At 71.3% G+C, this 25,306-nt stretch carries 28 protein-coding genes; 14 read left to right on the top strand and 14 right to left on the bottom strand.

The annotated features are described in order from the left end of the window. Positions 1–82: 82 nt before the first annotated feature. The 4 genes from J2W21_RS16320 to J2W21_RS16335 form a co-directional block, all read right to left on the bottom strand. A complete protein-coding gene (locus J2W21_RS16320; RefSeq protein ID WP_307115565.1) occupies positions 83–955 on the bottom strand; it encodes an amino acid ABC transporter permease in 873 nt (290 codons plus the stop codon). Next, positions 952–1,599, bottom strand: coding sequence for an amino acid ABC transporter permease (locus J2W21_RS16325; RefSeq protein WP_307115566.1), 648 nt, complete (start codon positions 1,597–1,599; stop codon positions 952–954). The genes J2W21_RS16320 and J2W21_RS16325 overlap by 4 nt, the downstream gene beginning before the upstream one ends. 67 nt (positions 1,600–1,666) lie before the next feature. Then, on the bottom strand, positions 1,667–2,572 hold the full coding sequence (locus J2W21_RS16330) for a glutamate ABC transporter substrate-binding protein (protein ID WP_307115567.1): 906 nt from the start codon (positions 2,570–2,572) through the stop codon (positions 1,667–1,669). A 64-nt stretch (positions 2,573–2,636) separates the two neighbouring features. After that, the gene (locus tag J2W21_RS16335) at positions 2,637–3,392 is read right to left on the bottom strand and encodes an amino acid ABC transporter ATP-binding protein (protein WP_307115568.1); all 756 of its coding nucleotides are present in this window, start codon (positions 3,390–3,392) and stop codon (positions 2,637–2,639) included. 91 nt (positions 3,393–3,483) lie between these two features. On the opposite strand from J2W21_RS16335, the gene J2W21_RS16340 reads away from it, so the two are divergent. The 4 genes from J2W21_RS16340 (at position 3,484) to J2W21_RS16355 (ending at position 6,238) form a co-directional block, all read left to right on the top strand. Continuing rightward, on the top strand, positions 3,484–4,359 hold the full coding sequence (locus tag J2W21_RS16340; protein ID WP_307115569.1) for an LOG family protein: 876 nt from the start codon (positions 3,484–3,486) through the stop codon (positions 4,357–4,359). Next, positions 4,356–4,703, top strand: a complete 348-nt coding sequence (locus tag J2W21_RS16345) for a DivIVA domain-containing protein (protein ID WP_307115570.1) — start codon at positions 4,356–4,358, stop codon at positions 4,701–4,703. The genes J2W21_RS16340 and J2W21_RS16345 overlap by 4 nt, the downstream gene beginning before the upstream one ends. A 4-nt stretch (positions 4,704–4,707) precedes the next feature. Continuing rightward, positions 4,708–5,958: a hypothetical protein gene (locus J2W21_RS16350; protein ID WP_373423122.1), complete on the top strand. Its 1,251-nt coding sequence runs from the start codon at positions 4,708–4,710 to the stop codon at positions 5,956–5,958. A 112-nt stretch (positions 5,959–6,070) separates the two neighbouring features. Further along, positions 6,071–6,238, top strand: a complete 168-nt coding sequence (locus J2W21_RS16355; protein ID WP_084249520.1) for a DUF3117 domain-containing protein — start codon at positions 6,071–6,073, stop codon at positions 6,236–6,238. Positions 6,239–6,312: 74 nt separating this feature from the next. Here the strand turns inward: J2W21_RS16355 and J2W21_RS16360 are convergent, their stop codons facing one another. Continuing rightward, on the bottom strand, positions 6,313–6,948 hold the full coding sequence (locus tag J2W21_RS16360) for an O-methyltransferase (protein WP_307115572.1): 636 nt from the start codon (positions 6,946–6,948) through the stop codon (positions 6,313–6,315). A 176-nt stretch (positions 6,949–7,124) separates the two neighbouring features. On the opposite strand from J2W21_RS16360, the gene sigE reads away from it, so the two are divergent. Genes sigE through J2W21_RS16375 form a run of 3 tightly spaced genes read left to right on the top strand, consistent with a single transcriptional unit; the run spans position 7,125 to position 8,741 of the window. Then, positions 7,125–7,775 (top strand): RNA polymerase sigma factor SigE, encoded by a 651-nt coding sequence (gene sigE / locus J2W21_RS16365; RefSeq protein WP_373423121.1) that lies wholly within the window; start codon positions 7,125–7,127, stop codon positions 7,773–7,775. 15 nt (positions 7,776–7,790) lie between these two features. Further along, entirely contained in the window at positions 7,791–8,300 is a 510-nt protein-coding gene (locus J2W21_RS16370) for a hypothetical protein (protein WP_307115573.1), read from the top strand. Between the two features lie 57 nt (positions 8,301–8,357). Further along, positions 8,358–8,741 carry a twin-arginine translocase TatA/TatE family subunit gene (locus J2W21_RS16375; protein ID WP_307115574.1) on the top strand — a complete coding sequence of 128 codons (384 nt, stop codon included), beginning with the start codon at positions 8,358–8,360 and terminating at the stop codon, positions 8,739–8,741. 9 nt (positions 8,742–8,750) lie between these two features. On the opposite strand, the gene J2W21_RS16380 is transcribed toward J2W21_RS16375, so the two are convergent. The 3 genes from J2W21_RS16380 to J2W21_RS16390 are packed head-to-tail and all read right to left on the bottom strand — an operon-like array spanning position 8,751 to position 11,738. Next, positions 8,751–9,869, bottom strand: a complete 1,119-nt coding sequence (locus tag J2W21_RS16380) for an Mrp/NBP35 family ATP-binding protein (protein ID WP_307115575.1) — start codon at positions 9,867–9,869, stop codon at positions 8,751–8,753. Next, entirely contained in the window at positions 9,866–10,468 is a 603-nt protein-coding gene (locus tag J2W21_RS16385) for a DUF1003 domain-containing protein (protein ID WP_307115576.1), read from the bottom strand. The genes J2W21_RS16380 and J2W21_RS16385 overlap by 4 nt, the downstream gene beginning before the upstream one ends. Beyond that, positions 10,461–11,738 carry a magnesium transporter MgtE N-terminal domain-containing protein gene (locus J2W21_RS16390; protein WP_307115577.1) on the bottom strand — a complete coding sequence of 426 codons (1,278 nt, stop codon included), beginning with the start codon at positions 11,736–11,738 and terminating at the stop codon, positions 10,461–10,463. Before J2W21_RS16390 ends, J2W21_RS16385 begins: the two co-directional genes overlap by 8 nt. Positions 11,739–11,824: 86 nt before the next feature. Between J2W21_RS16390 and J2W21_RS16395 the strand changes: the two genes are divergently transcribed. Next, positions 11,825–12,874 (top strand): general stress protein, encoded by a 1,050-nt coding sequence (locus J2W21_RS16395; RefSeq protein WP_307115578.1) that lies wholly within the window; start codon positions 11,825–11,827, stop codon positions 12,872–12,874. An 81-nt stretch (positions 12,875–12,955) separates the two neighbouring features. Here the strand turns inward: J2W21_RS16395 and J2W21_RS16400 are convergent, their stop codons facing one another. Continuing rightward, positions 12,956–14,530, bottom strand: coding sequence for an aminopeptidase P family protein (locus J2W21_RS16400; protein ID WP_307115579.1), 1,575 nt, complete (start codon positions 14,528–14,530; stop codon positions 12,956–12,958). A gap of 71 nt (positions 14,531–14,601) precedes the next feature. Here J2W21_RS16400 and J2W21_RS16405 point away from each other — a divergent pair, with 71 nt between their 5' ends. Continuing rightward, positions 14,602–15,447, top strand: a complete 846-nt coding sequence (locus J2W21_RS16405) for a PHP domain-containing protein (RefSeq protein ID WP_307115580.1) — start codon at positions 14,602–14,604, stop codon at positions 15,445–15,447. On the opposite strand, the gene J2W21_RS16410 is transcribed toward J2W21_RS16405, so the two are convergent. Then, positions 15,444–16,325, bottom strand: a complete 882-nt coding sequence (locus J2W21_RS16410) for a DNA-methyltransferase (RefSeq protein WP_307115581.1) — start codon at positions 16,323–16,325, stop codon at positions 15,444–15,446. The two genes, J2W21_RS16405 and J2W21_RS16410, sit on opposite strands and share 4 nt — an antisense overlap. A gap of 5 nt (positions 16,326–16,330) precedes the next feature. After that, positions 16,331–18,142: a DEAD/DEAH box helicase gene (locus tag J2W21_RS16415; protein ID WP_307115582.1), complete on the bottom strand. Its 1,812-nt coding sequence runs from the start codon at positions 18,140–18,142 to the stop codon at positions 16,331–16,333. A 380-nt stretch (positions 18,143–18,522) separates the two neighbouring features. Here J2W21_RS16415 and J2W21_RS16420 point away from each other — a divergent pair, with 380 nt between their 5' ends. Then, positions 18,523–19,104, top strand: a complete 582-nt coding sequence (locus J2W21_RS16420) for an ABC transporter substrate-binding protein (protein WP_307115583.1) — start codon at positions 18,523–18,525, stop codon at positions 19,102–19,104. 80 nt (positions 19,105–19,184) lie between these two features. Here J2W21_RS16420 and J2W21_RS16425 read toward each other — a convergent pair whose 3' ends face one another. From J2W21_RS16425 to thiE, 3 genes are read right to left on the bottom strand one after another with little or no spacing between them, the layout of a single operon-like run. Next, positions 19,185–20,795, bottom strand: a complete 1,611-nt coding sequence (locus J2W21_RS16425; protein ID WP_307115584.1) for an RNB domain-containing ribonuclease — start codon at positions 20,793–20,795, stop codon at positions 19,185–19,187. A gap of 20 nt (positions 20,796–20,815) precedes the next feature. Then, positions 20,816–21,661, bottom strand: a complete 846-nt coding sequence (locus J2W21_RS16430; protein WP_307115585.1) for a prephenate dehydratase — start codon at positions 21,659–21,661, stop codon at positions 20,816–20,818. Further along, positions 21,658–22,359 (bottom strand): thiamine phosphate synthase, encoded by a 702-nt coding sequence (gene thiE / locus J2W21_RS16435; protein ID WP_307115586.1) that lies wholly within the window; start codon positions 22,357–22,359, stop codon positions 21,658–21,660. The genes J2W21_RS16430 and thiE overlap by 4 nt, the downstream gene beginning before the upstream one ends. A gap of 118 nt (positions 22,360–22,477) precedes the next feature. Between thiE and thiO the strand changes: the two genes are divergently transcribed. From thiO to J2W21_RS16455, 4 genes are all read left to right on the top strand, one after another. Next, a complete protein-coding gene (gene thiO, locus J2W21_RS16440) occupies positions 22,478–23,671 on the top strand; it encodes a glycine oxidase ThiO (RefSeq protein ID WP_307115587.1) in 1,194 nt (397 codons plus the stop codon). Then, on the top strand, positions 23,671–23,919 hold the full coding sequence (thiS, locus tag J2W21_RS16445; protein WP_307115588.1) for a sulfur carrier protein ThiS: 249 nt from the start codon (positions 23,671–23,673) through the stop codon (positions 23,917–23,919). The genes thiO and thiS overlap by 1 nt, the downstream gene beginning before the upstream one ends. 1 nt (position 23,920) lies before the next feature. Continuing rightward, a complete protein-coding gene (locus tag J2W21_RS16450) occupies positions 23,921–24,733 on the top strand; it encodes a thiazole synthase (RefSeq protein ID WP_307115589.1) in 813 nt (270 codons plus the stop codon). A 70-nt stretch (positions 24,734–24,803) separates the two neighbouring features. Next, positions 24,804–25,148: a 4a-hydroxytetrahydrobiopterin dehydratase gene (locus J2W21_RS16455; protein WP_307115590.1), complete on the top strand. Its 345-nt coding sequence runs from the start codon at positions 24,804–24,806 to the stop codon at positions 25,146–25,148. Positions 25,149–25,306 lie beyond the last annotated feature (158 nt).

The raw sequence follows: 25,306 nt of genomic DNA on the forward strand, positions 1-25,306 counted from the left end.
GGGAGTCAGCTCCTGTGAGTCATCTCCAGCGGATGGGCCCGCAGGACGTGACTCCCAGAAGGTGACTCCCAGAAGGGGCGTGTCAGATCTGCGCGGCGGCGTCCTGGGCCGCTGCCATGGCGGTGCCCTTGCGGGCCCCGGAAACGCGCTGGCTCCTGCGGAGGCGGCTCTCTGCGAACTTCGCAAGGCCGGAGAGGATCAGGCACATGCCCACGTACAGCACACCGGCCACGATCGCCGCGGGGACGATCGGTGAGCCGTACTGCGCCTGCGAGCCGAAGTACTTCGCCTGGAACAGGATCTCGTTGTAGGTGACGATGAAGCCCAGGGCGGTGTCCTTGAGCGTCACGACGAGCTGGGAGATGATCACCGGCAGCATCGAGCGCACGGCCTGCGGCAGCAGGATGGACTGCATGACCTGGGACTTGCGCAGGCCGATGGCGTACCCGGCCTCCCGTTGGCCCTTGGGGAGGGCCTCGATGCCCGCGCGGAAGACCTCGGCGAGCACCGAGCCGTTGTAGAGGATCAGCGCGATCGCCACGGCGACGAACGGCGGCCAGTTCACACCGAAGAGCGGCGGGAGCCCGTAGTAGATCATCATCATGAGGATCAGCACGGGGATCGCGCGGAACAGCTCCGTGAACCAGTGGAAAGGACGGGACACCCACGGGCGGTCGGAGAGCCGGCCGATGGCCAGGGCCATGCCGAGCACGAGGCTGCCCACGGCGGCCACCGCGAAAGCCGAGAGGGTCGCCCCGATGGCGTTGAGGATGGTCTGCTGGACGAGCGGGAACGTGAAGATCTTCCACTTCGCGGCGCTGAACTGGCCGGTCTGCGCGAAGCGCCACACGATGAAGCCGAGGATCGCGAGGATCACGAGGGTGCCCACGATCCCGAGCACGAGGTGGCGGGTGCGGGCCTTGGGGCCGGGGGCGTCGTAGAGGACGGAGCTCATCGGGCCACCTTCCACTTCTGCTCGAAGTAGCGCTGGATCTGGGCGAGGATCAGGACGAGGATCACGAAGAACAGGGCCACCCAGAGGAGGCCCTCCATGGCGGGGTAGCCGCGCTCGGAGAGGTTCGCCCGGATCGCGCCTGCCTCGGCGACCGAGAAGCCGGCCGCGACGGTCGTGTTCTTCAGGAGCGCGATGAGCACGCTGAAGAGCGGCGGCAGCACCGAGCGGAAGGCCTGGGGGAGGATCACGAGCGTGAGGGTCTGTGCGAACGGCAGGCCGATGGCGCGTGCGGCCTCGGCCTGGCCGACGGGAACCGTGTTGATGCCGGAGCGGAGCACCTCGGCCACGTAGGTCGCGGTGTACAGGCTCAGGCCGATCGTCGCCGCGGTCATGAAGTCGATCTCGGGGAGGCCGAGCTTCGGGTACCCGAGCGCGAAGAAGAACAGCACGAGCGTCAGCGGCGTGTTGCGGACGATGTTGACGTAGAGGGTCCCGAAGGCCCGCAGGGCCGGCACGGGGGAGACGCGCATGGCGCCCACGATCGTGCCGAGGATCAGGGCGAACAGCCCGGAGACCAGGAACAGGATGATCGTGTTCTTGAACCCGGTCGTGAAGAGGTCGAGATTGTCGAGGAGGGTGCTCACGGCAGCCTTCGCTTTCTAGCCGAAACGGCGGTGGGCGGGGCGCCGAACGCCCCGCCCACCGTGCCTGTCAGTAGTTGTCGACGGCGGGCTGCTCGACCTTCGTGCCCGACTTGCCGAGCGTCGAGTCATAGATCTTCTGCCACGTGTCCTTGCCCTTGGTCAGGGTGTCGTTGAAGAACTTGCGCAGAGCCGTGTCGCCCTTCGGCAGGCCGATGCCGTACTTCTCGGTCGTGAACGGCTGGCCGACCACCTTGAGCGCGTCCGGCTCCTGGGCGGCGTAGCCGAGCAGGATTGCCTGGTCGGTCGTGACGGCGTCCGTCTGGCCGTTCTTGAGGGCCTCGACGCACTGCGAGTACGTGTCGAACTCGGTGGTCTTGGTCTGCGGGAAGTTCGCCTTGATGTTCTGGATCGGGGTCGAACCGGTCGCCGAGCAGACGTTCTTGCCGGCGAGGTCCTTCTCGCTGTTGATCGTCGTGTTGTCCTTCTTCACGAGAAGGCCCTGGCCCGTGATGAAGTACGGGCCGGCGAAGTCGACCTGCTTCTTGCGCTTGTCGGTGATGGAGTATGTGCCGACGTAGAAGTTGATGTCGCCGTTCTGGATGGCGGACTCGCGGTTGGCGGACGGGATCGGCTTGAACTCGATCTTGTCCGCGCCGTAGCCGAGCGAGGCGGCCATCCACTTGGCGATCTCGATGTCGAAGCCGCTGTACTCACCGGTGGCCGCGTCCTTGAACCCGAGCCCGGGCTGGTCCTGCTTGACGCCGATCGTCACCTTGCCGGCCGACTTGATCTTGTCGAACGTCGGGCTGCCGGTGAGGGAGACGTTGTTGGCGACGGTGTACGGGGCGGCGGACTCCGAGGAGCCCCCGCCCGATCCGCCGGAGCCGCCGGAACCGCCGCAGGCGGACAGGGTGAGTGCGAAGGCCGCAGCGGCGGCGGTCAGCACGGCCTTCTTGGTGCGGAAGAGTGCCATGGTAGAGCGTTCCTTTCTTCACGGGCCGTCCGGGCCCGGGTGCAAAGCGGAAGGTGATGGAGGGTCAGTGGGTGAGCAGCTTGGAGAGGAAGTCCTTCGCGCGGCTGCTCTGCGGGTTCGTGAAGAACTCCTCGGGCTTGGCCTGCTCGACGATCTGGCCGTCCGCCATGAAGACGACGCGGTCCGCGGCCTTGCGCGCAAACCCCATCTCGTGGGTCACGACGATCATCGTCATGCCCTCCTTCGCGAGCTGCACCATGACGTCGAGCACCTCATTGATCATCTCCGGGTCAAGCGCCGAGGTGGGCTCGTCGAACAGCATGACCTTGGGCTTCATCGCCAGGGCACGCGCGATTGCCACGCGCTGCTGCTGCCCGCCGGAGAGCTGGGCCGGCAGCTTCGGGGCCTGGTGCCCCACGCCGACCCGCTCGAGGAGGGCCATGGCCTCGCGCTCGGCGGTGGCCTTGTCCACGCCCTTGACCTTGATCGGGCCGAGGGTGACGTTCTCGAGGATCGTCTTGTGGGCGAAGAGGTTGAAGGACTGGAAGACCATGCCGACGTCGGCCCTCAGCCGCGCGAGCTCCTTCCCCTCCTCGGGGAGCTTCTTGCCGTCGATGGAGATCTCACCGGCCTCGATCGTCTCGAGGCGGTTGATCGCCCGGCACAGCGTCGACTTGCCCGAGCCGGAGGGGCCGATGACCACAACGACCTCGCCCTTGTTGACATCCAGGTTGATGTCCTGGAGCACATGGAGCTGGCCGTAATGCTTGTTCACGCCCTTGACAGAGACGAGCGGGGTCGCCGATGTGTCGGTAGTCATAGGGAAAATGTAACGGAGAATGCCCGATGCGGCGCGACGGCCCGTGGGGGCATGCCTGAATCGTGATTGAAGCGAGACTAGCCTTGGGTGCATGAGCACCGAATCCCAGCAGGGCAGCGAGCCGGACGCCGCGCAGACCCCGGCACGCAACGGAGCCCACGTCCCGTGGCGGCGGAAGGGCCCGATCGAGCTGCGCAGGCGCCAGACGCAGCAGGGCACCGCAGACCAGCATCTCCTCGACACCAAGGGAGCGGGACGGTTCGTCCATACCGATCCCTGGCGTGTGATGAGGATCCAGAGCGAGTTCGTCGAGGGATTCGGCGCGCTCGCGGAGCTCGGGCCCGCGGTGAGCGTCTTCGGCTCCGCCCGCACGAAGCCGGGCACGGCCTATTACGAGACCGGGGTGGCCATCGGGCGCCTGCTCGCGGAATCCGGCGTCGCCGTGATCACGGGAGGCGGCCCGGGCTCGATGGAGGCGGCGAACCGCGGGGCGGTCGAGGGATCGGGCACGTCCGTGGGGCTCGGCATCGAGCTGCCCTTCGAGACCGGGCTCAACTCGTGGGTCGACCTCGGGGTGAACTTCCGCTACTTCTTCGCCCGCAAGACGATGTTCGTGAAGTACGCCCACGGCTTCATCGTCCTGCCCGGCGGCCTCGGCACCCTCGATGAGCTGTTCGAGGCGATGGTGCTCGTCCAGACCGGCAAGGTCACGCAGTTCCCGATCGTCCTGGTCGGCTCGGACTTCTGGAACCCGCTCGTCGACTGGATCCGCGCCACCCTCGTGGGCGAGGGCATGATTTCCGAGTCCGACCTCGACCTCATCGCGGTGGTGGATGACCCCGAGGCCGCCGTGGACCACGTCCTCAAGGGCCTGGGTGCCGTGGAGCGGCGCGGCGGCATGTTCGGCAACGCGGATCCGGACTACGACGAGGATCCGGACATCGAGGGCACCGCGGAGGGCGCGTGAGCTTCTTCCTCGTCTTCGTCGCGATCGCCCTGGCCGGGGGCCTCGCGTGGTTCGCGGTCGACGTCGGCCGCGCCGCCTCCGGCAGGCGGGCAGGCACCCCTGCGCCGGCCCCCCGGGGGCTCGAAGAGCCTCCGACCGGGCTGCCGCCGGTCTACCTGCCCGAGCACCCCAACCCCGAGGACGTCGATGCCGTCCGGTTCGCGCTCGCTTTCCGCGGCTACCGCATGGACCAGGTCGACGAGGTGCTCGCCCGGCTGCGCGACCGCATCGGCGTGCAGGCGGCGCTCATCCACGCGCTCACCGAGCAGCTCAAGTCCGCCAAGGAGCACAGCGGTGGTGACTGAGGCGATGACGGGCGTCGAGGAGAGCCGGGACACGGGCCGGACGAGCGCCGTGCACCGCGCCCTGGCCTCGTTCGTGCGGGCCGGCGCGGCCCGCTTCCGGGCGCTGCCGTGGTGGGTCCAGGTGGTGTCCGTGTATGCGGTGAGCCGGGTCGTGGGCTTCTGCATCATCTCGGCCGCCGCGCTCCAGCAGGGCCACAACCCCTGGTTCCCGGCGCAGCCCGACTACTGGCACTTCGTGCAGATCTGGGACTCGGAGTGGTACGGCCGGATCGTCCAGAACGGCTACCCGTCCGTGCTCCCGCACACGCCGACCGGCGCCGTGAAGGAGAACGCGTGGGCGTTCTACCCGGTGTACCCCCTGGTGGTCCGCGCCCTCAGCGCCGTCTTCGGCATGCCGTGGCAGGCCTGGGCGCAGATCGTCGCCCTCGTCGCCGGATTCGGCGCTGCCCTGGTCCTCTACCGGCTGTTCCGCCTCCGCGCCGGCCACGACACCGCGATGTGGGGCGTCGCCTTTGTGGCGTTCTTCCCGGTGTCGGCCATCCTGCAGATTCCGTACGCGGAGTCGCTCGGCCTGCTGTTCCTCGCCTGGGCGCTGCTCTGGGTCGTCGAGCGCCGCTACCTGGCCGCCATGCCCATTGTCGCGCTCATGGCGCTCACCAGGCCGGTGGGCGTGCCGTTCGCGCTCATGCTCGCCGGCGTCTTCGTGGTGCGGGCTGCGCGCCGCCGTGCCGAGGGGACGACGCCGGGGGAGCTGGCGCGGCTGGCGGCCCTCACGGTCGTCGGAGGTGCTTCGGCGGCGGCCTGGCCGGCGATCGCGTGGGCCGTCACGGGCGTACCCGATGCGTACACGAGCACCGAGGCGGTCTGGCGGAACCAGGCCCTAGTGCCGTTCCTGCCGTGGTTCGACACGGGCCAGTACCTGTTCGGGCCGGTGATGGGGCCCATCGCCCCGTTCGTCCTCGTGGCGGTGATGGCCCTCTACCTCACGAGCGCCCACGTGCGCCGGGTCGGCCTCGAGATGCAGCTGTGGTGCGGCGCCTACGTCGCCTACCTGCTGGCGTTCCTGTACCCCCAGACGAGCACGTTCCGGATGATGCTGCCGCTCGTCCCACTGGCCCTCGCGGCCGCCGGGCTCTCCCGCTCCCGCGCCTACCGCTGGACCACACTCGTGATGTTCGTGCTGCTGCAGATCGTCTGGGTCGTGTGGCTGTGGGTGTGGTTCCCCCTCCCGAGTGGGGGCGACTGGGCGCCCTAGGACGCCACATGATCGGCACGCCCGTTCCGGTTGCTCCCGGGCACGAGGTATGCCGGCTGGTAATGTTGTCAGCAGCACATCGTGCGGATGACCGACTGGAGGGGAAGAGCACATGGCAGCCATGAAACCGCGTACCGGGGACGGGCCGATGGAGGTCACCAAGGAGGGCCGGAGCCTGATCATGCGGGTGCCCCTCGAGGGCGGCGGTCGGCTGGTCGTCGAGCTCAACGCCGATGAGGCCGCGGAGCTGCGGGAGTGCCTCGTCGGCGTCACCCAGTAGCGCCGCCCGACTTACCACGCGCGTTCAAAGGGCCGGTCCCAGGGGGCCGGCCCTTTGTCATGCCCGGCCCTCTGTCATGCCCGGCGCGCCGCCACGATGAGCCCGTCGCCCGTGGGCAGGATTGCGGCGGTCAGCCGCTCGTCCGAGCGGAGGGCGCGGTGCAGCTCGCGCAGCCGCACCGTGGTCGGCTCTCGGTGGGCTGGATTGGAGACGCGGTCGCGGTCGAGGGCGTCGTTGACGACGAGAAGCCCGCCGGGGCGCAGGAGCCGGATCCCCTGCTCCGCGTAGAGGAGCGCATTGGGCTTGTCCGCGTCGATGAACACGAGATCGTAGGCCCCGTCGGTGAGCCGGGGGAGGACCGCGGCGGCCCTGCCGGGAATGGTGCGCACCCGGCTCGTGAGCAGGCCCGCCTCCGCGAAGGCCTCGCGGGCGGCCTTGAGATGCTCCACATCCCTGTCGATCGTCGTGAACACGGCATGGGACGCCAGGCCCCGGAGGATGCACAGCCCCGAGACTCCGGCGCCCGAGCCGACCTCCACTGCGGCGTGCGCCTTCGACGATGCGGCGAGCACCGTCAGCACCGCGCCGACGCCGGCGCTCACCGCCGTCACACCCAGTTCGTAGGAGCGCTCCCGGGCCCGGTCCATCACGATGTCCTCGGACGCGAACGCCTCGGTGTAGGACCAGCTGGTGGACTTGTCGGAGGTCATGCCTGCTTTCGCCTCAGTTTCGCTTCACGCGGGGAGTTCCGCGGGGGTGGGGGAGCTGGTCAAGCCTATCGCCCCGGGAGCCTGTACGCTGGCGGCGGAACCCCGAGCGAACTCCCAGCCTGCACTGGAACAATGGGGTTTCCGATCACCAACGGAGCGAAGGCAGGTGTGTGGACGTGTCAGCTGGATCGGCTGCGGCCACCCAGACCCCCCAGGCGCCTGACGGCCAGTCCCCGGACGGCCGGATCCCAGACGGCCAGCCCTGGGTCCCACCGACGTGGGAAGAGGTGGTCTCCCAGCACTCCGCGAAGGTGTACCGGCTCGCCTACCGCCTCACCGGCAACCAGCATGACGCCGAGGACCTCACGCAGGAGGTCTTCGTGCGGGTGTTCCGTTCCCTGGAGAACTTCAAGCCGGGGACACTCGACGGCTGGCTGCACCGGATCACCACGAACCTCTTCCTCGACCAGGCCCGCCGCAAGGGCCGCATCCGCTTCGATGCCCTCGCCGAGGATGCCGAGTCGCGTCTGCCGGGACGTGAGCCCGGCCCCGAGCGCAGCTACGAGATGAACAATCTGGACCTCGACGTCCAGGCCGCCCTCGAGGAGCTCCCGCCGGACTTCCGCGCCGCCGTGGTGCTCTGCGACCTCGAGGGCCTCTCGTACGACGAGGTGGCGGATGCCCTGGGCGTGAAGCTCGGCACCGTCCGCAGCCGGATCCACCGCGGCAGGACCCTCCTGCGCGAGAAGCTGGCGCACCGAGACCCCCGTCGGGGTGCGGCCAAGAAGCGCCTCGCACTTCCGCGCGTGGCCCGCGGCACGCGCTGAGGCGGCTGGATGGGCATGCCACGCTGGAGCAGCCTGCTCCCCGATGACCACCCCGCGTCCGGAGACCACATCCGGGGCTGTCCGGAGTGCCGGGGACGGCTCGAGACGGAGCGCCGCTACCTGGCGTCCCTGCGCCAGGTGCGCGTGCCGAGCGCGAGCGATGCACTGCAGGAGCGCCTGCTCGAGCGGACGCGGTACCTCGCCGCGCAGGCCGAGCTCGCTGAGAGGACCCCTCCGCGGTCCCGGGCCCGCTGCGCCGTGCGGCTCGGCCTCACAGCCCTGGCCGGCGCGGCTGCCTGCGCCGCGGCGCTCGCCGTGACGGCCTACGCCGTGGCGGGCGACCCCGGCCCCCAGGGGACGGCCGGCAACGGGGCCGCGGCGTTCGTCCGGACATCGCCCGGCACCGGCCCGGCGGTCCGCCCCGCACCCGGTACTTCGGCCCAGACCGCGGCCCACTCGGACGACCCCCTCAACCGGCTGGGGCGGGGGCTCCTGGTGGTCGTCGGTGCCTCGGGCCGCCCCTGATGGAGCGCTCCGCGCTGGAATCGCAGGCCCGCTCGGGCAGAAGGTAGTGTTGCACGCGTGTTCGGAATCAACGGCCCGGAGTTCCTCATCCTGCTGGTCATCGGCGTCCTCGTGATCGGCCCCAAGCGGCTCCCCGAATACACCCAGAAGCTCGCGAATATCGTCAAGGAGCTGCGCCGCATGGCTGCCGGGGCGAAGGAGCAGCTCAAGGAGGAGACCGGGGTCGACCTCAGCGAGGTGGACTGGCGCAAGTACGACCCCCGCCAGTACGACCCCCGCAAGATCATCCGGGACGCACTGCTGGACGATGACGCTCCCAGCGCGCCGCCGGCGCAGGCCCCAGCCGTGGCCGCTGCCGCCACCGCCGCCAGCATTCCCGCACCGCTCGTCGAGCGCCTGGCGGCAGGGGAGAACGCCCCGTTCGACTCCGAGGCGACCTGATCGGAGCCCTCAGACGGCGGGGGTGACGCCCAGACGGCGCCCGGCCAGGTTCCGGGGGACGGCGGCGAGCCGGTCCGCGACGGCACGCAGCGCCACGGCCGCCGGGGATCCCGGATCGCCGAGCACAATCGGCGTGCCGGCATCGCCTCCCGCGCGCAGCCCGACGTCCAGGGGCACCTGGCCCAGCAGGCCGACCGAGGCACCGAGCGCGGCAGTGAGCCGCTCGGCGACGCGCTGCCCCCCGCCCGAGCCGAAGACGTCCATCACGGTCCCGTCCGGGAGCGTGAGGCCGGACATGTTCTCGATCACGCCCACGACCTTCTGCCCGGTCTGCGCTGACACCGTTCCCGCCCGTTCGGCGACTTCGGCGGCAGCGGCCTGCGGCGTCGTCACGACGAGCAGCTCGGCGTTCGGCAGCAGCTGGGAGACGGAGATGGCCACGTCTCCGGTGCCGGGGGGCAGGTCGAGGAAGAGGACGTCGAGGTCCCCGAAGTAGACGTCGCCGAGGAACTGCTCGAGTGCCCGGTGCAGCATGGGGCCCCGCCACGCGACGGGCTGGTTGCCCTCGACGAACATGCCGATGGAGATCACCTTCACCCCGTGGGCGATCGGCGGCAGGATCATGTCGTCCACCTGGGTCGGCCTTCCGGTGACCCCCAGCAGGCCGGGCACGGAGAAGCCGTGCACGTCCGCGTCGACGATCCCGACCCGCAGCCCGCGGGCGGCCAGCTCGCACGCGAGGTTCACGGTGACCGACGACTTGCCGACGCCGCCCTTGCCGCTGGCGACCGCGAAGACCTTGGTCAGCGAGTCGGGCCGGCTGAAGGGGATGCCCCGGCCGGGGCGGAGCCGCTCCTTGAGCTCCCGGCGCTGCTCGGGCGTCATGACGTCGAGCTCGACCACGGCCTCCTCCACGCCGGGGACCCCGCGGAGCGCGGCCGCCACGTCCTTCTCGATCGTGTCCCGCAGCGGGCAGCCGGCGATGGTGAGGAGCACGCCCACGGTGACCCGGCCGCCGTCGACCGTCACGGACCGCAGCATGCCGAGCTCGTCGATGGGCCGGCGCAGCTCGGGGTCGAGGACGCCGTGCAGGGCCGCGCGGACGGCCTCGTCGGACACGGCGCTCACTCGGCGACCCCGCTCTCGCGGACGCGGGGGAGCTGCTGCGTGCGGAGGCTGCGCTGCCGGCGGTCCCTGCGCGGCTTGGCCTCGGACCGCTCCTCCGGGTCTGGCTCCTCCTGCTCGGAGGACAGGTCCTCGAGGAGGGAGCGCAGCTCGCCGCGCACGAAGTCGCGGGTCGCCACCTCGCGCAGGGCCAGACGCAGCGAGGCGAGTTCTCGGGTGAGGTACTCGGTGTCGGCGAGGCTGCGCTCGTTGCGCGAGCGGTCCTGCTCGATCTGGACGCGGTCCCGGTCGTCCTGCCGGTTCTGGGCCAGGAGGATGAGCGGGGCGGCGTACGAGGCCTGCAGCGAGAGCAGGAGGGTGAGCAGCGTGTAGTTCAGCGACCGCGGGTCGAACTGCATCGACTCTGGGGCGAAGGTGTTCCAGCCCAGCCACACGACACAGAACAGCGTCATGTAGAGGAGGAAGCGCGGCGTGCCCATGTAGCGGGCGAAGCTCTCGGCGAAGCGGCCGAATGCATCCGGGTCGGGACTGAGGCGGGGGAGGAGCCTGCTTCGCTGCTCGAGGGGGGTGTCCAGACCGGGCAGCTTGCGGGGCTCAGCCAAAGCGTCCTCCGAACTTCTTCACAGGCTCGCCGTCCTCGTGCACGCGCCAGTCGTCGGGCAGGAGGTGATCGAGGAGGTCGTCGACGGTCACCGCTCCCACGAGACGGCCGTCCGCGTTGACGACGGCAATCGAATTGAGGTTGTACTGGGCCATCGTGCGCGCCACATCGCTGATCGAGTCGAGGTCCTTCATCGGCTCGAGATCCTTGTCCACGATCGACCCGAGCTGCTCCGGCGGAGCGCTGCGCAGGAGCTGCTGGATGTGGACCGTGCCGAGGTAGCGGCCCGTGGGGGTCTCGAGCGGAGGGCGGCAGATGAAGATGGCAGAGGCGAGGGCCGGGCTCAGCTCCTCGCGCCGCACGTGGGCCAAGGCCTCGGCGACCGTGGCCTCGGGCGGCAGGATGACCGGGACGGGGGTCATGACTGAGCCGGCGGTGCCCTCGTCGTACTGCAGGAGGCGGCGCACATCCTCGGCCTCCTCCGGCTCCATCAGCTGGAGCAGCTCCTCGGCCTTCTCGGCGGGGAGGTCGGCGAGGAGGTCGGCGGCGTCGTCCGGGTCCATCTCCTCGAGCACGTCGGCGGCGCGCTCGACGTCGAGGGCCGAGAGGATCTCCACCTGGTCGTCCTCGGGGAGCTCCTGGAGCACGTCGGCGAGGCGCTCGTCCTGGAGCTCCGAGACGACCTCGAACCTGCGCTGGTCGCTCATCTCCTGCATCGCATCGGCGAAGTCCGCCGGCTTGAGGTCCTCGTGCGTGGCCAGGAACTGGGTGGCGCCGCGAGTCTGCCCGGCCGCGTGGCGCGTGTCCTCCCAGTCGACGAGGATCGTCTCGCCGCGCCGCAGGCTCCTGAGCCCGCGGCCGGAGATGAGGCGGCGGACGAAGAGCTTGCTCACGAGCCAGTCGCCGTTGCGCTGCTGGTCCATCGCGAGGTCCTCGATGGCCGCCTGGCTCCCGTCCTCGACGAGGACCACGTGGCGGTCGAACATGTCGCCCAGCACGAGCTGCTCGGCTCCGCGCTGCTCGAACCGGCGGAGGTTGATGAGGCCGGTCGTGATGATCTGGGACTGGTCCATGCTCGTCACCCGGGTCATCGGGACGAACACCCGCCGCTTGCCCGGCACCTCGACGACGATGCCCACCGCCTGCGGGGGACGCCCGCCGCGGGGGATGACGACGACGTCGCGCAGCCGCCCGACCCTGTCTCCTGCAGGGTCGAAGACGTCGAGGCCGAGCAGCCTGGCGACGAAGATACGCGTGGGGGTCCAACTCACCTGTCTAATCTACTCCAGAGCAATCTCACCGCTCACTCTGAGCGGAAAGCGGCACGGCGTGGAGGAAGACGGGTAAGAATAGGGACATGTCCAACATGTTCGGTTCCGCCAAGCCCACTGACGAGGCCCGCGCGCTCCCGCAGGGCGAAACCGTCGGTTCCTACACCTCCTATCTGGATGCGCAGAAGGCGGTGGACTACCTCGCCGACCAGCAGTTCCCGGTCGAGCTCGTCGCCATCGTCGGCAACGAGCTCAAGCTCGTCGAGCGGGTGACGGGGCGCCTGTCCTACCCGCGGGTCGCCCTCAACGGCGCGCTCAGCGGCATGTGGTTCGGCCTCTTCGTGGGGGTGCTGCTCTCCTTCTTCACCCCGAACGGCAGCTACTTCTCGATCATCACGTCCGTGCTGATGGGCGCCGCGTTCTTCATGCTCTTCGGGATCGTGACCTATGCGATGCAGCGCGGCAAGCGCGACTTCACGTCCACGAGCCAGGTCATTGCGAGCAACTACGACGTCGTGGTGGGCCATGAGGTTGCCCACGAGGCGCGGCGGCTCCTCGCCCAGCTGCCCATGGGGCAGGGCATGGCCCACGGCGGCTGGGGCCAGACCGGCGGATACGGCCAAGGCGGCGGGTACGGCCAGGGCGGCGGGTACAACCAGGGCGGCTACGGCCAGCATGGGCAGGACTGGGGCCAGGGCGGCCACGGCCAGCAGGGGTACGGCCAGCAGGGGTACGGCCAGCAGGGACACGGCGACCAGGGGTACGGCCAGCAGTGGCAGCCCCCGCAGCAGGAGGAGCCGAAGCGCCCCACCGGCTGGACCGACCCGTACGGGGTGCACGCAGGCCAGACCGAGGGCCAGCAGGGGCAGCCCGAGGTCCAGCAGGCCCCGCAGCCGGCCCCCGAGCCCCGTCCGGGTTACCACGACCTGCCCGATGGCCGGCCGCAGTACGGCATCCGCGTCGAGCCGGAGCACGCCCAGCAGCACCAGGGCAGCGTCCCCGCCAACGACGCGGGGCAGCAGGAAGCCCGCGGTGAGCAGGAAGTCCACGAGGAGGCCCGGGGCGAGGATGCCGCCACGGAGCATCGCGGCGAGGGCCAGCCGAGGCACGACGACGACTCCCACCGGGGCGCGTAGCTCGCCGCACACACCGCGCACCGACAGGGGCGCCGGCCGGGTGATGAACCGGCCGGCGCCCCTGCGCATGCACGGGTCAGGTCAGAGCAGCGAGGCCATCCAGGCTTCGACGTCATCTGGCGTGCGCGGCAGGGCCTCGCTGAGGTTCACCGGGCCACCGGCGGTCATGAGGACGTCGTCCTCGATGCGCACGCCGATCCCGCGGTACTCGGCCGGGATCGCGAGGTCCTCGGCCTTGAAGTAGAGGCCCGGCTCGATCGTGAACACCATGCCCGGAGCCAGCTCGCCGTCGAGGTAGAGCTCGCGGCGCGCCTGTGCGCAGTCGTGCACGTCGAGGCCGAGGTGGTGGCTCGTGCCGTGCGGCATCCACCGGCGGTGCTGCTGCCCGGCGTCCGAGAGCGCCTCCTGTGCCGAGACGGGGAGGATGCCCCACTCTTCGAGGCGCGCGGCGAGGACCTCCATCGCGGCGGCATGGATCTGGCGGAACTTCACCCCCGGACGCGCGGCGGCGAACGCGGCGTCCGCGGCGTCGAGGACCGCCTGGTACACCCGGCGCTGGACCTCCGAGAATGTCCCGCTCACCGGCAGGGTGCGGGTCACGTCTGCGGTGTAGAGCGACTCGGCCTCCACGCCGGCATCGACCAGGAGCAGCTCGCCCTCGCGCACCGGGCCGTTGTTGCGGATCCAGTGCAGCACGGTGGCGTTGTTGCCCGACGCGGCGATCGTCTCGTAGCCGAGGTCGTTGCCCTCCTCGCGGGCCTTCGCGAAGAACGCTCCCTCGACCACCCGCTCGCCGCGGCGGTGGGCCAGCGCGCGGGGCAGGGCCCGGATGATCTCCTCGAAGCCGGCCGCGGTCGCGGCCACGGCCTCGCGCATCTGGGCCACCTCCCACTCGTCCTTGGCCAGGCGCAGCTCGGACAGTGCCTCGGTCAGCTGGTCGTCGAGGGCGTCCAACACGGACAGGTCCAGCGACTCGGGATCCTTGGCGGTGTTGTAGCGCGCAGTGTCGACGAGGGCGTCGATGTCCTCGTGCACCTTGCGGACCAGGCGCACCGAGATGCCCCCGATCTCCGGGGCGCCCACGCCCTTGGTGAGCGCGGCCTCGAGGCCGTCGAGGTGCGCGGTGGCGATGCCCAGGCGGGCCTCGAGCTCGGCGAGCGTGGGGCGCGCGCCGATCCAGAACTCGCCGGAACGGGCGTCGGCATAGAACTGCTCGGTGTCCCGTCCGGCGAGCGGGCGGAAGTACAGCGTGGCACTGTGGTGACCGCCGTCGTCGCCCGTGCCCTCGTCGACTGGTTCGAGGATGAGCACGGCGTCGGGCTCGTGGTCGACGCCCAGGCCGGTCAGGTGCGCGAAGGCGGAGTGGGGGCGGAAGCGGTAGTCGGTGTCGTTCGAGCGGACCTTGAGCGGGCCTGCCGGGATGACGAGCCGCTCGCCGGGGAACCGGTCGGAGATGGCGCGACGGCGTCGGGCCGCATGCTCGGCGACGGCGTCCCTGCCGGGCAGGGAGCCCTCGGACGGCGCCCAGCCGGACGCCATGAACGCCTTGAATGCCTCGGAAGTGGGCCGCTGGGACCGGTTGTTCACCCGGTCGTCGATCGGCTGCGCCTGCGGCTGGCCGTTGGGATCTGGAACTGCGGGATCTGAAACACTCACTTCTTCATTCTTCCACTGGGGTGCGCGTTGTCCAGAGGCCCCCACCCGCCGCCCCGGGCTATCGTGGGGGCGTGAGGATCGATCTGCACGCCCACTCGACGGTGTCCGACGGCACCGAGACCCCCGCGGAGCTCGTGGGAGCGGCCGCCGAGGCGGGCATCGACGTCCTCGCGATCACCGACCACGACTCCACGTCGGGCTGGGAGGACGCGGGCGCGGCGGCCCGGCGCCTCGGGGTGGCGCTCGTGCCGGGCATGGAGGTCTCGTGCCGCACCCCCGAGGGCATCAGCGTCCACGTCCTGAGCTACCTGCACGACCCCGCGCACCCCGGGCTCCTCGAGGAGGTCACCAAGGCCCGTGATGCGCGGCTCTCCCGCGCCGAGCACATGGTCTCGCTGCTTGCCGAGGACTATCCGCTCTCGTGGGACGACGTCACGCGCCACCTGGCTCCCGGGGCCACGGTGGGCCGGCCGCACATCGCCGACGCCCTCGTCGCGGCGGGCCTGGTCGGCGACCGCACCGAGGCGTTCGCCACGATCCTGTCCTCGCGCTCGCGGTACTTCGTGCAGCACTACGCGCCCGAGCCCGCGCTGGCCGTCTCCCTCATCCGCGCCGCCGGGGGAGTGCCGGTGTTCGCGCACCCCGTGGCGTCGGCGCGGGGCCGCACGGTCGGCGAGCCCGTCTACCGGGCGATGATCGACGCCGGCCTGGCCGGGCTCGAGGTCTACCACCGCGACAACCCGGAGGACCGCCGCCCGTTCCTGCTCGATCTGGCGGCCGAGAACGGCCTCTTCGTCACCGGATCGTCCGACTACCACGGCACGGGCAAGCCCAACCGGCTCGGCGAGTTCACGACGACGCCCGAGGCGCTGGGCGAGATCGAGCGCCAGGGGCGCGGCGCCGCCGTCGTGCGCTAGGGAACGGCGACGACCCGCGCGGAGGGAAGGCGTCCGGCCATGACCTCGACGGCCTGCGGGTTCGCGTCGACGCACACGAACCGCCGGCCCAGGCGCTGTGCGACCGCCCCGAGCGTGCCCGAGCCCGCGAAGAAGTCGAGGACCCAGTCCCCGGGGCGGCTCGAGGCCGCCACCATGCGCCGCACGAGCCCCTCGGGCTTCTGCGTCGGGTAGCCGGTCTTCTCGCGGCCGGTCGGAGAGACGATCGTGTGCCACCACACGTCGGTGGGCAGCTTGCCGAGCTCGCGCTTCTCCGGCGTGACGAGGCCCGGAGCCATGTACGGCTCGCGGTCCACCTCGGCGGCGTCGAAGTGGTAGCGGGCCGGGTCCTTGACGTAGACGAGCACGTTGTCGTGCTTCGTGGGCCACCGGCGCTTGGTCCGGGCGCCGTAGTCGTAGGCCCAGATGATCTCGTTGAGGAAGCAGTCCCGGCCGAAGATCGCGTCCAGCATGACCTTGGCGTAGTGCGCCTCGCGGTAGTCGAGGTGCAGGTACAGCGTGCCGTCCTGCGCGAGGAGCCGCCACGCCTCGACGAGCCGCGGCTCGAGGAACGCCCAGTAGTCGCTGAACGCGTCGTCGTAGCGGTGCAGCGCGCCCTTGATGGTCTCGTAGCGCTGGCCGGAGAACCCGATGCGGTCCCCGGACGCGCTGCGCACCATGCTCAGCTCCTGCCGCTTCTGCGAGCGGCCGGTGTTGAAGGGCGGGTCGATGTAGACCATCGTGAAGGAGCCCTCGGGCAGGCTGGGGAGCACTGCGGCGTTGTCGCCGTGGACCACGAGGTCGGGGCCGTCCGGGGACCAGATGGCCCCGGACGACCCGTGAGGGGCGGCAGCCGCCACGAGGCCTACTCGGCCTCGGTGCGGGCGACCACCTCGCCGTTGCGGCGGCGGGTGCGGCGGCGGCGCGCTGCCGCGACGCCGCGGTCGACCGATGCGCCCTCCGCCGAGTCCGCGAGGTGTACCGCCAGGGCGGCCGACTCGCGGCGGGGGCGCGCCGACTCCGCCGCCTTGGTGTTCCTGCCCTCGGTACGACCTTCGGAGCGGCCTTCAGTACGACCTTCAGTGCGGCCTTCGGTCCGGGCACCGGCGGCCTCGGACGCGCCCTCGGCCACACCGCGACGACGACGGCGGCGGCCTCCCTCGCTGGCCGCCTCGCCGTTCGCGGGGGTCTCGGCGGCCGTCTCGGCCTTCTCGCCGCTGCGGCCCTTGCCGCCACGACGGCCGCGGCCCTCGGCGTCCTCGTGCCGGTCCTTGCCGCCGCGGGAGCGCTTCTTCCCGCCGGGCTCGCCCAGGTCCTCGAGCTTCTCGGCTGCGAGGCCCTCGAGGACGCGCTTGTTGCGCGGGAGCCGGCCCTTGGTGCCCGTCGGGATGTCCAGGTCCGAGTAGAGGTGCGGCGAGGACGAGTACGTCTCCACCGGCTCCGGCACATCGAGACCGAGGGCCTTGTTGATGAGCGTCCAGCGCGGGACGTCATCCCAGTCGACGAACGTCACCGCGGTGCCCTTGTGGCCCGCGCGGCCGGTGCGGCCCACGCGGTGGAGGTAGGCCTTCTCGTCCTCGGGGCACTGGAAGTTGATCACGTGCGTGACGTCCTCGACGTCGATGCCGCGCGCCGCGACGTCGGTGGCTACGAGGACGTCCACCTTGCCGTGGCGGAAGGCCCGCAGGGCCTGCTCGCGGGCGCCCTGGCCGAGGTCGCCGTGGATCGCTGCGGCCGCGAAGCCGCGGTCGATGAGCTCCTCGGAGAGCTTCGCGGCGGTGCGCTTGGTCTTCGTGAAGATGATGGTCCGGCCGCGGCCCTCGGCCTGCAGGATGCGCGCCACGACCTCGTCCTTGTCCAGGTGGTGCGCGCGGTAGATGACCTGGCGGATGTCCTTCTTGGTCACCGAGTCGTCGTTGGGGTCCGAGGCGCGGATGTGGGTCGGCTGCGTCATGTAGCGCCGCGCCATGGCCACGACCGGGCCGGGCATGGTCGCCGAGAACAGGAGGGTCTGGCGCACCGCCGGGACGGCGCCCATGAGCGTCTCGACATCCGGAAGGAAGCCGAGGTCAAGCATCTCGTCGGCCTCGTCGAGGACGATCATCCGGACGTTCTTGAGGTTGAGGTGGCGCTGGCGGTGCAGGTCGATGAGGCGGCCGGGGGTGCCGACCACGACCTCGACGCCCCGCTGGAGGGCCTCGATCTGCGGCTCGTAGGCGCGGCCGCCGTAAATGACCTCGACCCGCAGCGTGGTGCGCTTGCTGGCGGTCTGGAGGTCCTTGCTCACCTGGACGGCCAGCTCGCGCGTCGGGACGACGACGAGGGCCTGCGGCGCGCCCGGGACCGGCAGCTTGGCGTAGTCCGGGTGCTCGACCGGGAGCGTGCGCTGGAGCGCGGGGATGCCGAAGCCGAGCGTCTTGCCGGTGCCGGTCTTGGCCTGGCCGATGATGTCGTGGCCACCGAGGGCCACCCCGAGGGTCATCGACTGGATCGGGAACGGGTTGAGGATGCCGGCGTCCGCGAGGGACTGGGCGATCTCGGGGGCCACGCCGTAGTCGGAGAACGTCTTCTGGCTCTCCTGGCGGACGGGGGCGTCGTTGGTGATGGTCTCCTCGGTCTCGATCGTCTCGGTTCCCGAGTCGTCGGTCAGGAGTTCATGCGTGTGGACTTCGTTCATAAGGAAAGGGTCCCTCTCCATCGGGGCCCGAGCGGGTCTCGCTCAACAGAGCGCCACAGCCATGACTGCGTGGGGCATCTGGAGCAGGAGCGCGCGCCGGCCATCCAGCGGAAGCCGATCGCGGGCTATCAAGGTGCCGGCACCGGCCGGCGGGTGAAAAGAGGATCGCATCAGGACGATCGGGCATCCAATAACTGTCCAAGGATACCGCGCCCGAGGTTCCATCCGTGAATTGGGGCCCGACGGGGGCCGGATATCGCCCCTTCGGGTTGAGCCCTCGGCGGACGGGTACCGGGCCAAGCGTGAGCCGAAGTGACACGACTCACGCTTCTGTGATTCAACCGTCAACCCACTCCACCGATTTCTAGGAGCTGTAAGACATGAGAACACGCCTTCTCGCCCCGCTCGTCACGGCCGCGATGGCCGGAGGACTCCTCGTCTCCGTCGCGGGCCCCGCGACGGCCGCGGGTCCCCAGCCGCAGACCGTGGCGGCCGCCCCGGCCGCTCGGCCGGCAGCTGCCCAGACGCCGTCGACGTCCTTCATCACGCAGACGGTCACCGACGCGGCCGGCAACGTCGTCGGCACCCTGACGGGTACCTTCACCCCGACGCAGTTCGTGAACCAGAATGGGCAGCTGGCGGCCCAAGGTCTGGTCACGGGCACGCTGACGAATGCCACCACTGGCGCGACCACGCCCGTGAGCACCACGGCCACGGCCCCCGTGACCAACGCTGCCACGGGCGGAACGTGCAACGTCCTCAGCCTGACGTTGGGGCCGCTGCACCTTAACCTGCTGGGCCTCGTCGTGGACCTCAACCAGGTCAACCTGAACATCACCGCGCAGAACGGCCCCGGCAACCTGCTCGGGAACCTGCTCTGCAGCGTCGCCGGCCTGCTGGACAACGGCACGGGCCTCCAGGGCGTGCTGAACATCCTCAACGGCCTCCTGTCCGGCCTTTAGGACCTTCGGGTCCGCAGGAACACCGCGAGGGGCGGTGCCGCGTGGGCGGCACCGCCCCTTCCCTGTGCCCAGGCCAGTCTTCAGGCCAGCTCGAACAGGACCTTCCGCGTCGTCACGTCCGCGAGGACGAGCCGCACGCGCACAGTGCTCCCGGATTCCATCTCGCCCTCGCACCTCGCCGTCACGGGCGGATCGGCGAGCTGGACCGTGCCGAACGGCCGTGCCTGCTGGGGCCCCTGCCCGTTCAGCGGCCTGGTCTTCGCCCCGTTGCCCGGCCCGTTGTTGGGGACTGCCGTGCCGTTCTGGGAGCTCGCGATCCGGTCGAGGGGCTGGTCCGGCCGGCCGTTCCGCGTGGGGGCCGGGCTCCCGGCGGCGGGCTTGGAGCCCGAGACCACGACAGCGTCGAACTCCCGCCCCACCGCGGTGACGAGCAGGGCCGCCTCGACGAGGTCGAGGGAGGCGCGCTCGACCCGGGCCGCGAGCTGGTCCGAGGCAGCCATGAGGGACGGGAGCCGTGGAAGGGCAGCCCGCACCCACTCGGGCACATCCCGTCCGTTCGCGAGCGCCTCGCAGAGCACGAGCACGAACCGGTCCACGAGCCGGCGCAGCGGGGCGGTCGTGTGCGCATAGGGCGCCGCGATGGCGGCCTGGAGGTGCTCGGCGGGCACGTCGCCGTCGAACGGGGTGTAGGCCGCGCCGCGGAAGAGCGCCGCGGCGGCGTGCAGGATCGCGAGGTGGCGGGGCTGGGCGGCATCGAGCGTGCGCAGGTACTCGCCGTAGGGGACGGAGCCGTCCCACGGCGCACCGAGCGCCTGCGTCTGCCGGCGGAAGTGCCGCAGCGACTTCTCGTCCGGGCCCGGCATGGTGCGCAGGATCCCGACCCGGCCCTCGATCATGAGGCTCGCGGCGGCCATGCCGGTCATGAGGGAGATCTGGGCGTTCCAGTCCTCGACCGGCCGTGGCCCGCGCGTGTCGATCCGGTACCCGCCGTCCTCGGCAGGGACGATCTCCTGCTCCGGCAGGTTCAGGCTCGCGCCCCCGCGTCGGCGCTCGAGCTCGACCCGCTTCAGGCCCACCTCGCGCAGGAGCAGGAGCGACTCGGCCGCGGTCCCGGCGTCGATCTGCTCCTGCACCTCGGCGTAGCTGAGCTTCGCCCGGCTGCGCACGGTGGCGCGGGTGAGGCCGACGCCGGCCACCTCGCCGTCCGCGTCGAGGCTGAAGTCCCACACGAACGCGCCGCGGACCTCGTCCGCGAGGAGGCTGCCGGCGTCGTCCGAGATGTCGCGGGGGTGGAGCGGCACCTTGGCGTCCGCCGCGTAGATGGTCTGGCCCCTGCGGCGGGTTTCGGCATCGAGCGGGCCCTCCGGACGGACGAATGCGGGGACGTCTGCGATCGCGTAGCGCACCCGGTATCCGCGGCCGTCGCGCTCGATATGGACGGCCTGGTCGAGATCCGTGGAGGTGGGCGGGTCGATCGTGACGAACTCGATCCCGGTCGCGTCCTCGGCGGGCAGGGTGAGGGCGGCGATGGCCGCCTCCGCGTCGGCGAGGGCCTCGGCGGGGTACGCGTCCGCGAGCTTGAACTCCTCCCGCAGGGCCGCGAAGGCCGCCGCGAGCACGGTGCCGCTGGCCTCTGCCTTCTCCCCGGCTGAGGGACTGGCTGGCTTCGGGGTCAGCGAGTAGTGCGCCATGGCCGCCAGCCTAGTCCCGACTACCCTTCACGGACCCCGAAGCGCCTCGGGTGCGCGGGGAAGACGCCCAGGATGCGCAGCTGCGTCGAGAAGAAATCGAGCTCCTCGAGCGCGCGGGCGAGCGCCGGCTCGTCGGGGTGGCCCTCGACGTCGACCATGAACATGGTCGCGGCGAACCTGCCCTCCACCATGTAGCTCTCGAGCCGGGTCATGTTGACGCCGTTGGTCGCGAACCCGCCGAGCGCCTTGTAGAGGGCCGCCGGGATGTTGCGGACCCGGAACACGAAGCTCGTCACGTACTGGGAGCCGTCGGCCTGCGGATAGTCGCGCGGCGGTGCGAGGACCACGAAGCGGGTCGTGTTGTGCTGCTGGTCCTCGATGTCGCTCGCCAGGACACTGAGCCCGTAGCGCTCGGCCGCGAGCGGCGGGGCAATGGACAGCTTGGCCGGGTCCCCCCACTCGGCGACCTCGCGCGCCGAGCCTGCCGTGTCCCCGGCCACGACGGGGGTGAGGCCGTGCGCCCGGATGAATCCGCGGCACTGCGCCAGGGCGTGGACGTGGGAGTGCACCTCCCGCGCTCCCTCGATCGTGGCGCCGGGGACGCCGAGGAGGCTGAAGCGGATGCGCAGGAAGTGCTCGCCGACGATCTGCAGGGGAGTGTCGGGCAGGAGCAGGTGGATGTCCGCGACCCGTCCGGCGACCGTGTTGTCGATCGGGATCATCGCGAGGTCCGCCTCGCCGCCGGTCACGGCCGCGAAGGCGTCCTCGAACGTCGCGCACGCGAGGGTCGCGGCACCCGGGTAGGCCTCGAGGGCGGCCATGTGCGAGTTGGCGCCGGGCTCGCCCTGGTACGCGACCGTCGTCATGGGCGCGGTGCGGCGGGAGCAGGCTGGGGGAGCTCGGCGCGGAGGCGGGCGGCGGCGTCGGCGGGGTCGTCCGCGTCGGTGATGGCGCGGACGACGACGACTCGGCTCGCCCCGGCCTCGACCACCTGGGCCACGTTCGCGTGGTCGATCCCGCCGATGGCGAACCACGGCAGTGGCGAGAGGCCCGCCTCGAGCGCCTCGCGGGCGCGCCGCGCCGCATGCTCCACGATGCCGAGGCCGACGGCGGCCCGGCCCGGCTTGGTCGGCGTGGCCCAGAGGGGGCCGGTGCAGAAGTAGTCGAGGCGCGCCGCGGCGGATGCTTCGGGGCTCTGCGCGTGCGCTATCGCGGCGTCGACGAGCTCGGGGGAGTTGGTCGAGAGGCCCACGAGCACGGACTGGTCCACGACGCGGCGGATCGCCGGGAGGGGGAGATCCTTCTGGCCGACATGGAACACGGGCGCTCCGGAGAGCAGGGCGATGTCCGCCCTGTCGTTCACGGCCCACAGCTTCCCGTGCCGCTCGGCAACGCCGCGCAGGACCTCGAGGAGCTCGAGCTCCTCGGCCGCTTCGATCTGCTTGTCGCGGAGCTGGACGATGTCCACGCCCCCGGAGAAGGCAGCGTCGAGGAAGGACTCGAAGTCCCCGCGGTCCCTGCGGGCATCGGTGCACACGTACAGCTGGGCGTCGGCGAGGAGCATGCAACTAGACTAGTGCCCAGTACTGCGGGAGCCCGCCAGTGTGAACTGCGCCAGGGCTGAGAGGGCCAGAGCCGACCGCTGCACCTGATCCGGGTCATGCCGGCGGAGGGAAGGAACCATGGAGAGCACGGACGCGCCCGCGACGGCGCGGAACCCGGGCGACGTCGCCGACGTCATCGTCGTCGGGGCCGGGGTCGTCGGCTTGGGCATCGCCTTGGAGGCCGCGCGCTCGGGCCGGCGCGTCGCCGTCGTGGACCCCGCGCCGGGCAGCGGCGCGAGCTACGCGGCCGCGGGCATGCTCGCCGCGGTCAGCGAGTACCACTACCAGGAGGAAGACCTCCTCGCCCTCACCCTCGACTCCGCCCGGCGGTGGCCGGCGTTCGCCGCGTCCGCGGGCCCCGACTGCGGCTACCTGACGACCCCGACCCTGTGCCTCGCGGCCGACGCCGCCGACCGCCAGGCGTTCGCCGACCTCCGGGCCGCCCAGGAGGCGCACGGCCTCGCCGTCCAGTCGCTCACCGTCCGCGAGGCACGGAAGGCCGAGCCGCTCCTGGCTCCCGGCATCGCAGGAGCCTTCACGATCGAGGCCGACCACCAGGTCGATCCCCGCCGTCTCGTCGCGGCCCTGCTCGGACGCCTCGGCGACGACGCGCTCGTGCCGGCCTGCGCGGCGTCGCTCGCGTGGGACGGCGGGCGGGTGGCCGGCGTCGTGCTCGAGGACGGGCGCGAGCTGCGCGCTGCCGAGACGATCGTGGCCAACGGGCTGGGCGCCCGCGACCTCGGCGGTCTCCCGGTGGCCCTGCCGCTGCGGCCCGTCTACGGGGACATCCTGCGCCTGCGGGTGCCCGAGGTTCTCCGGCCGCTCGTCACGTCGACCGTCCGCGGGCTGGTGCGCGGACGCCCCGTCTACGTGGTCCCGCGCGAGGACGGGACCGTGGTGGTCGGCGCGACCCAGCGCGAGGACGGCTCCGACGCCGTCTCCGCCGGAGGGGTCTACGAGCTGCTGCGCGACGCCCAGGCCCTCGTGCCGGCCGTCGCCGAGCTCGAGCTGACCGAGATCACCGCCCGCGCGCGCCCGGGGACGCCGGACAACGCGCCCCTGCTCGGGCGGGTCGGCAACGTGCCCGGACTCATCGTGGCCACCGGGTTCTTCCGCCACGGCGTGCTCCTGACGCCCGCCGCGGCCGAGGTGTGCCGCCAGCTGCTCGAAGGGCGCGCCGACCCCCGGTGGGACGCCTTCCGGCCCGACAGATTCGCCTCGCAGCCCGCGAGGATCCCGGCCGCCTCGGCGGCAGAGAGAGGAGGCAGCTGATGCAGGCGACCGACCGCATCACCGTCAACGGCGAGCAGCGGGAACTCCCGCAGCCGTCCACCGTGCTGGCCCTCGTGTCCGCGACGACGGGGCGCGCGCTCGCGGACAACGGCAGGCCGGCCGACGGCGGGCGCCTCGGCGTCGCCGTCGCGCTCAATTCAGAGGTGGTGCCCCGCGGAAGCTGGGCGACCACCGCGCTCGCGGCGGGCGACGCCGTCGAGCTCGTCACAGCGATGCAGGGAGGCTGAGATGACGCAGGCACACATCGAGGACGAGAGCACTGTGCTCGCCGACGACCCGTTCGTGGTGGACGGCGTGCCGCTCGGGTCGCGGCTCATCATGGGCACCGGCGGGGCGCCGAGCCTAGACGGGCTCGGGGAAGCGCTCGAGGCGTCCGGCACGCAGCTCACCACGGTGGCGATGCGCCGCTACTCGCCCGCCGAGCAGGGGTCCCTCTTCCAGCTCCTCCTCGAGCGGGGAATCCGCGTCCTGCCGAACACCGCCGGGTGCTTCACCGCGCGCGACGCCGTGCTCACGGCCGAGCTCGCCCGCGAGGCGCTCGAGACAGACTGGGTCAAGCTCGAGGTCATCGCGGACGAGACCACGCTCCTTCCCGACCCGATCGAGCTCGCCGATGCGACCGAGCAGCTCGTGGGCCGGGGCTTCAAGGTGTTCGCCTACACGAACGACGATCCAGTGCTGGCGCGCCGGCTCGAGCAGCTGGGCGCCGTCGCCGTGATGCCCCTCGGTGCGCCGATCGGGACGGGCCTGGGCATCCTGAATCCGCACAACATCGAGCTCATCGTGGCCCGCGCCGGGGTCCCGGTGGTCCTGGACGCGGGCATCGGCACGGCCTCCGACGCCGCGCTGGCCATGGAGCTCGGGTGCGACGCCGTGCTCCTGGCCACCGCGGTCACCCGGGCGCAGGATCCTGTCCGCATGGCCATGGCCTTCCGCCACGCCGTGGCGGCCGGACGCCTCGCCTCGAAGGCCGGCCGCATCCCCAAGCGCGAGCATGCCCTCGCCTCGAGCCCGATGGAGGGGCGGGCACAGTTCCTCTGACGCGCCGGTTCCTCTCAGCAGTTCCTGTGAGCAGTTCCGCCGCGAGCCGGCCCGGCCTACCCTGACTTCCATGGCACACGAGCCGCTGACCGAGGAACAGATCAAGGACGAGCTGGGACGCCTCGCCGACTGGCGCCATGTGGGCGGGTCGCTGGCCACCGTGTACAAGCTGCCGACCGCCGCGGCGGCGCTCGCGCTCATCGCGGCGGTGGGCGAGGTGGCCGAGGAGCTCAACCACCACCCTGATCTGGACTGGCGCTACAACCGCGTCATCCTCCGCTTCAGCAGCCACGACGCGGGCTCGGCCGTCACCGCCCGCGATGTCGAGGCGGCACACCGTTGCACCCTCCGTGCAGCAGCCCTCGATGCCGTAGCCCAGCCCGAACGGCTCCCCCAGGACCCCGCAGGCACGTAGGCGTACCGGAGCCTCCGCGGTCAAAACGGCGGCGGCGAAACCTCCCGCGTGGCGTCCGCGCTAGGGTCTGTAAATCTTTCGGTGTAACTGGGTTGTTTGTTGGCTAGCGGCGGCCGATGGAGAGCCGACCATCGAAGGCGATCTCGAAGGCGTTCAAG

Source organism: Sinomonas atrocyanea (assembly GCF_030811715.1).
GTDB classification, from domain to species: Bacteria; Actinomycetota; Actinomycetes; order Actinomycetales; family Micrococcaceae; genus Sinomonas; species Sinomonas atrocyanea_A.

Bases quoted from the DNA above. Each gene is read 5' to 3' on its own strand.
- J2W21_RS16425 (WP_307115584.1), bottom strand. From the start codon at position 20,795: ATGGCGCACTACTCGCTGACCCCGAAGCCAGCCAGTCCCTCAGCCGGG.
- J2W21_RS16340 (WP_307115569.1), top strand. From the start codon at position 3,484: ATGAGCACCGAATCCCAGCAGGGCAGCGAGCCGGACGCCGCGCAGACC.
- J2W21_RS16450 (WP_307115589.1), top strand. From the start codon at position 23,921: ATGACGCAGGCACACATCGAGGACGAGAGCACTGTGCTCGCCGACGAC.
- J2W21_RS16360 (WP_307115572.1), bottom strand. From the start codon at position 6,948: ATGACCTCCGACAAGTCCACCAGCTGGTCCTACACCGAGGCGTTCGCG.
- J2W21_RS16455 (WP_307115590.1), top strand. From the start codon at position 24,804: ATGGCACACGAGCCGCTGACCGAGGAACAGATCAAGGACGAGCTGGGA.
- thiO (WP_307115587.1), top strand. From the start codon at position 22,478: ATGGAGAGCACGGACGCGCCCGCGACGGCGCGGAACCCGGGCGACGTC.
- thiS (WP_307115588.1), top strand. From the start codon at position 23,671: ATGCAGGCGACCGACCGCATCACCGTCAACGGCGAGCAGCGGGAACTC.
- thiE (WP_307115586.1), bottom strand. From the start codon at position 22,359: ATGCTCCTCGCCGACGCCCAGCTGTACGTGTGCACCGATGCCCGCAGG.
- J2W21_RS16370 (WP_307115573.1), top strand. From the start codon at position 7,791: ATGCCACGCTGGAGCAGCCTGCTCCCCGATGACCACCCCGCGTCCGGA.
- J2W21_RS16420 (WP_307115583.1), top strand. From the start codon at position 18,523: ATGAGAACACGCCTTCTCGCCCCGCTCGTCACGGCCGCGATGGCCGGA.
- J2W21_RS16430 (WP_307115585.1), bottom strand. From the start codon at position 21,661: ATGACGACGGTCGCGTACCAGGGCGAGCCCGGCGCCAACTCGCACATG.
- J2W21_RS16330 (WP_307115567.1), bottom strand. From the start codon at position 2,572: ATGGCACTCTTCCGCACCAAGAAGGCCGTGCTGACCGCCGCCGCTGCG.
- J2W21_RS16350 (WP_373423122.1), top strand. From the start codon at position 4,708: ATGACGGGCGTCGAGGAGAGCCGGGACACGGGCCGGACGAGCGCCGTG.
- J2W21_RS16415 (WP_307115582.1), bottom strand. From the start codon at position 18,142: ATGAACGAAGTCCACACGCATGAACTCCTGACCGACGACTCGGGAACC.
- J2W21_RS16395 (WP_307115578.1), top strand. From the start codon at position 11,825: ATGTCCAACATGTTCGGTTCCGCCAAGCCCACTGACGAGGCCCGCGCG.
- J2W21_RS16355 (WP_084249520.1), top strand. From the start codon at position 6,071: ATGGCAGCCATGAAACCGCGTACCGGGGACGGGCCGATGGAGGTCACC.
- J2W21_RS16320 (WP_307115565.1), bottom strand. From the start codon at position 955: ATGAGCTCCGTCCTCTACGACGCCCCCGGCCCCAAGGCCCGCACCCGC.
- J2W21_RS16335 (WP_307115568.1), bottom strand. From the start codon at position 3,392: ATGACTACCGACACATCGGCGACCCCGCTCGTCTCTGTCAAGGGCGTG.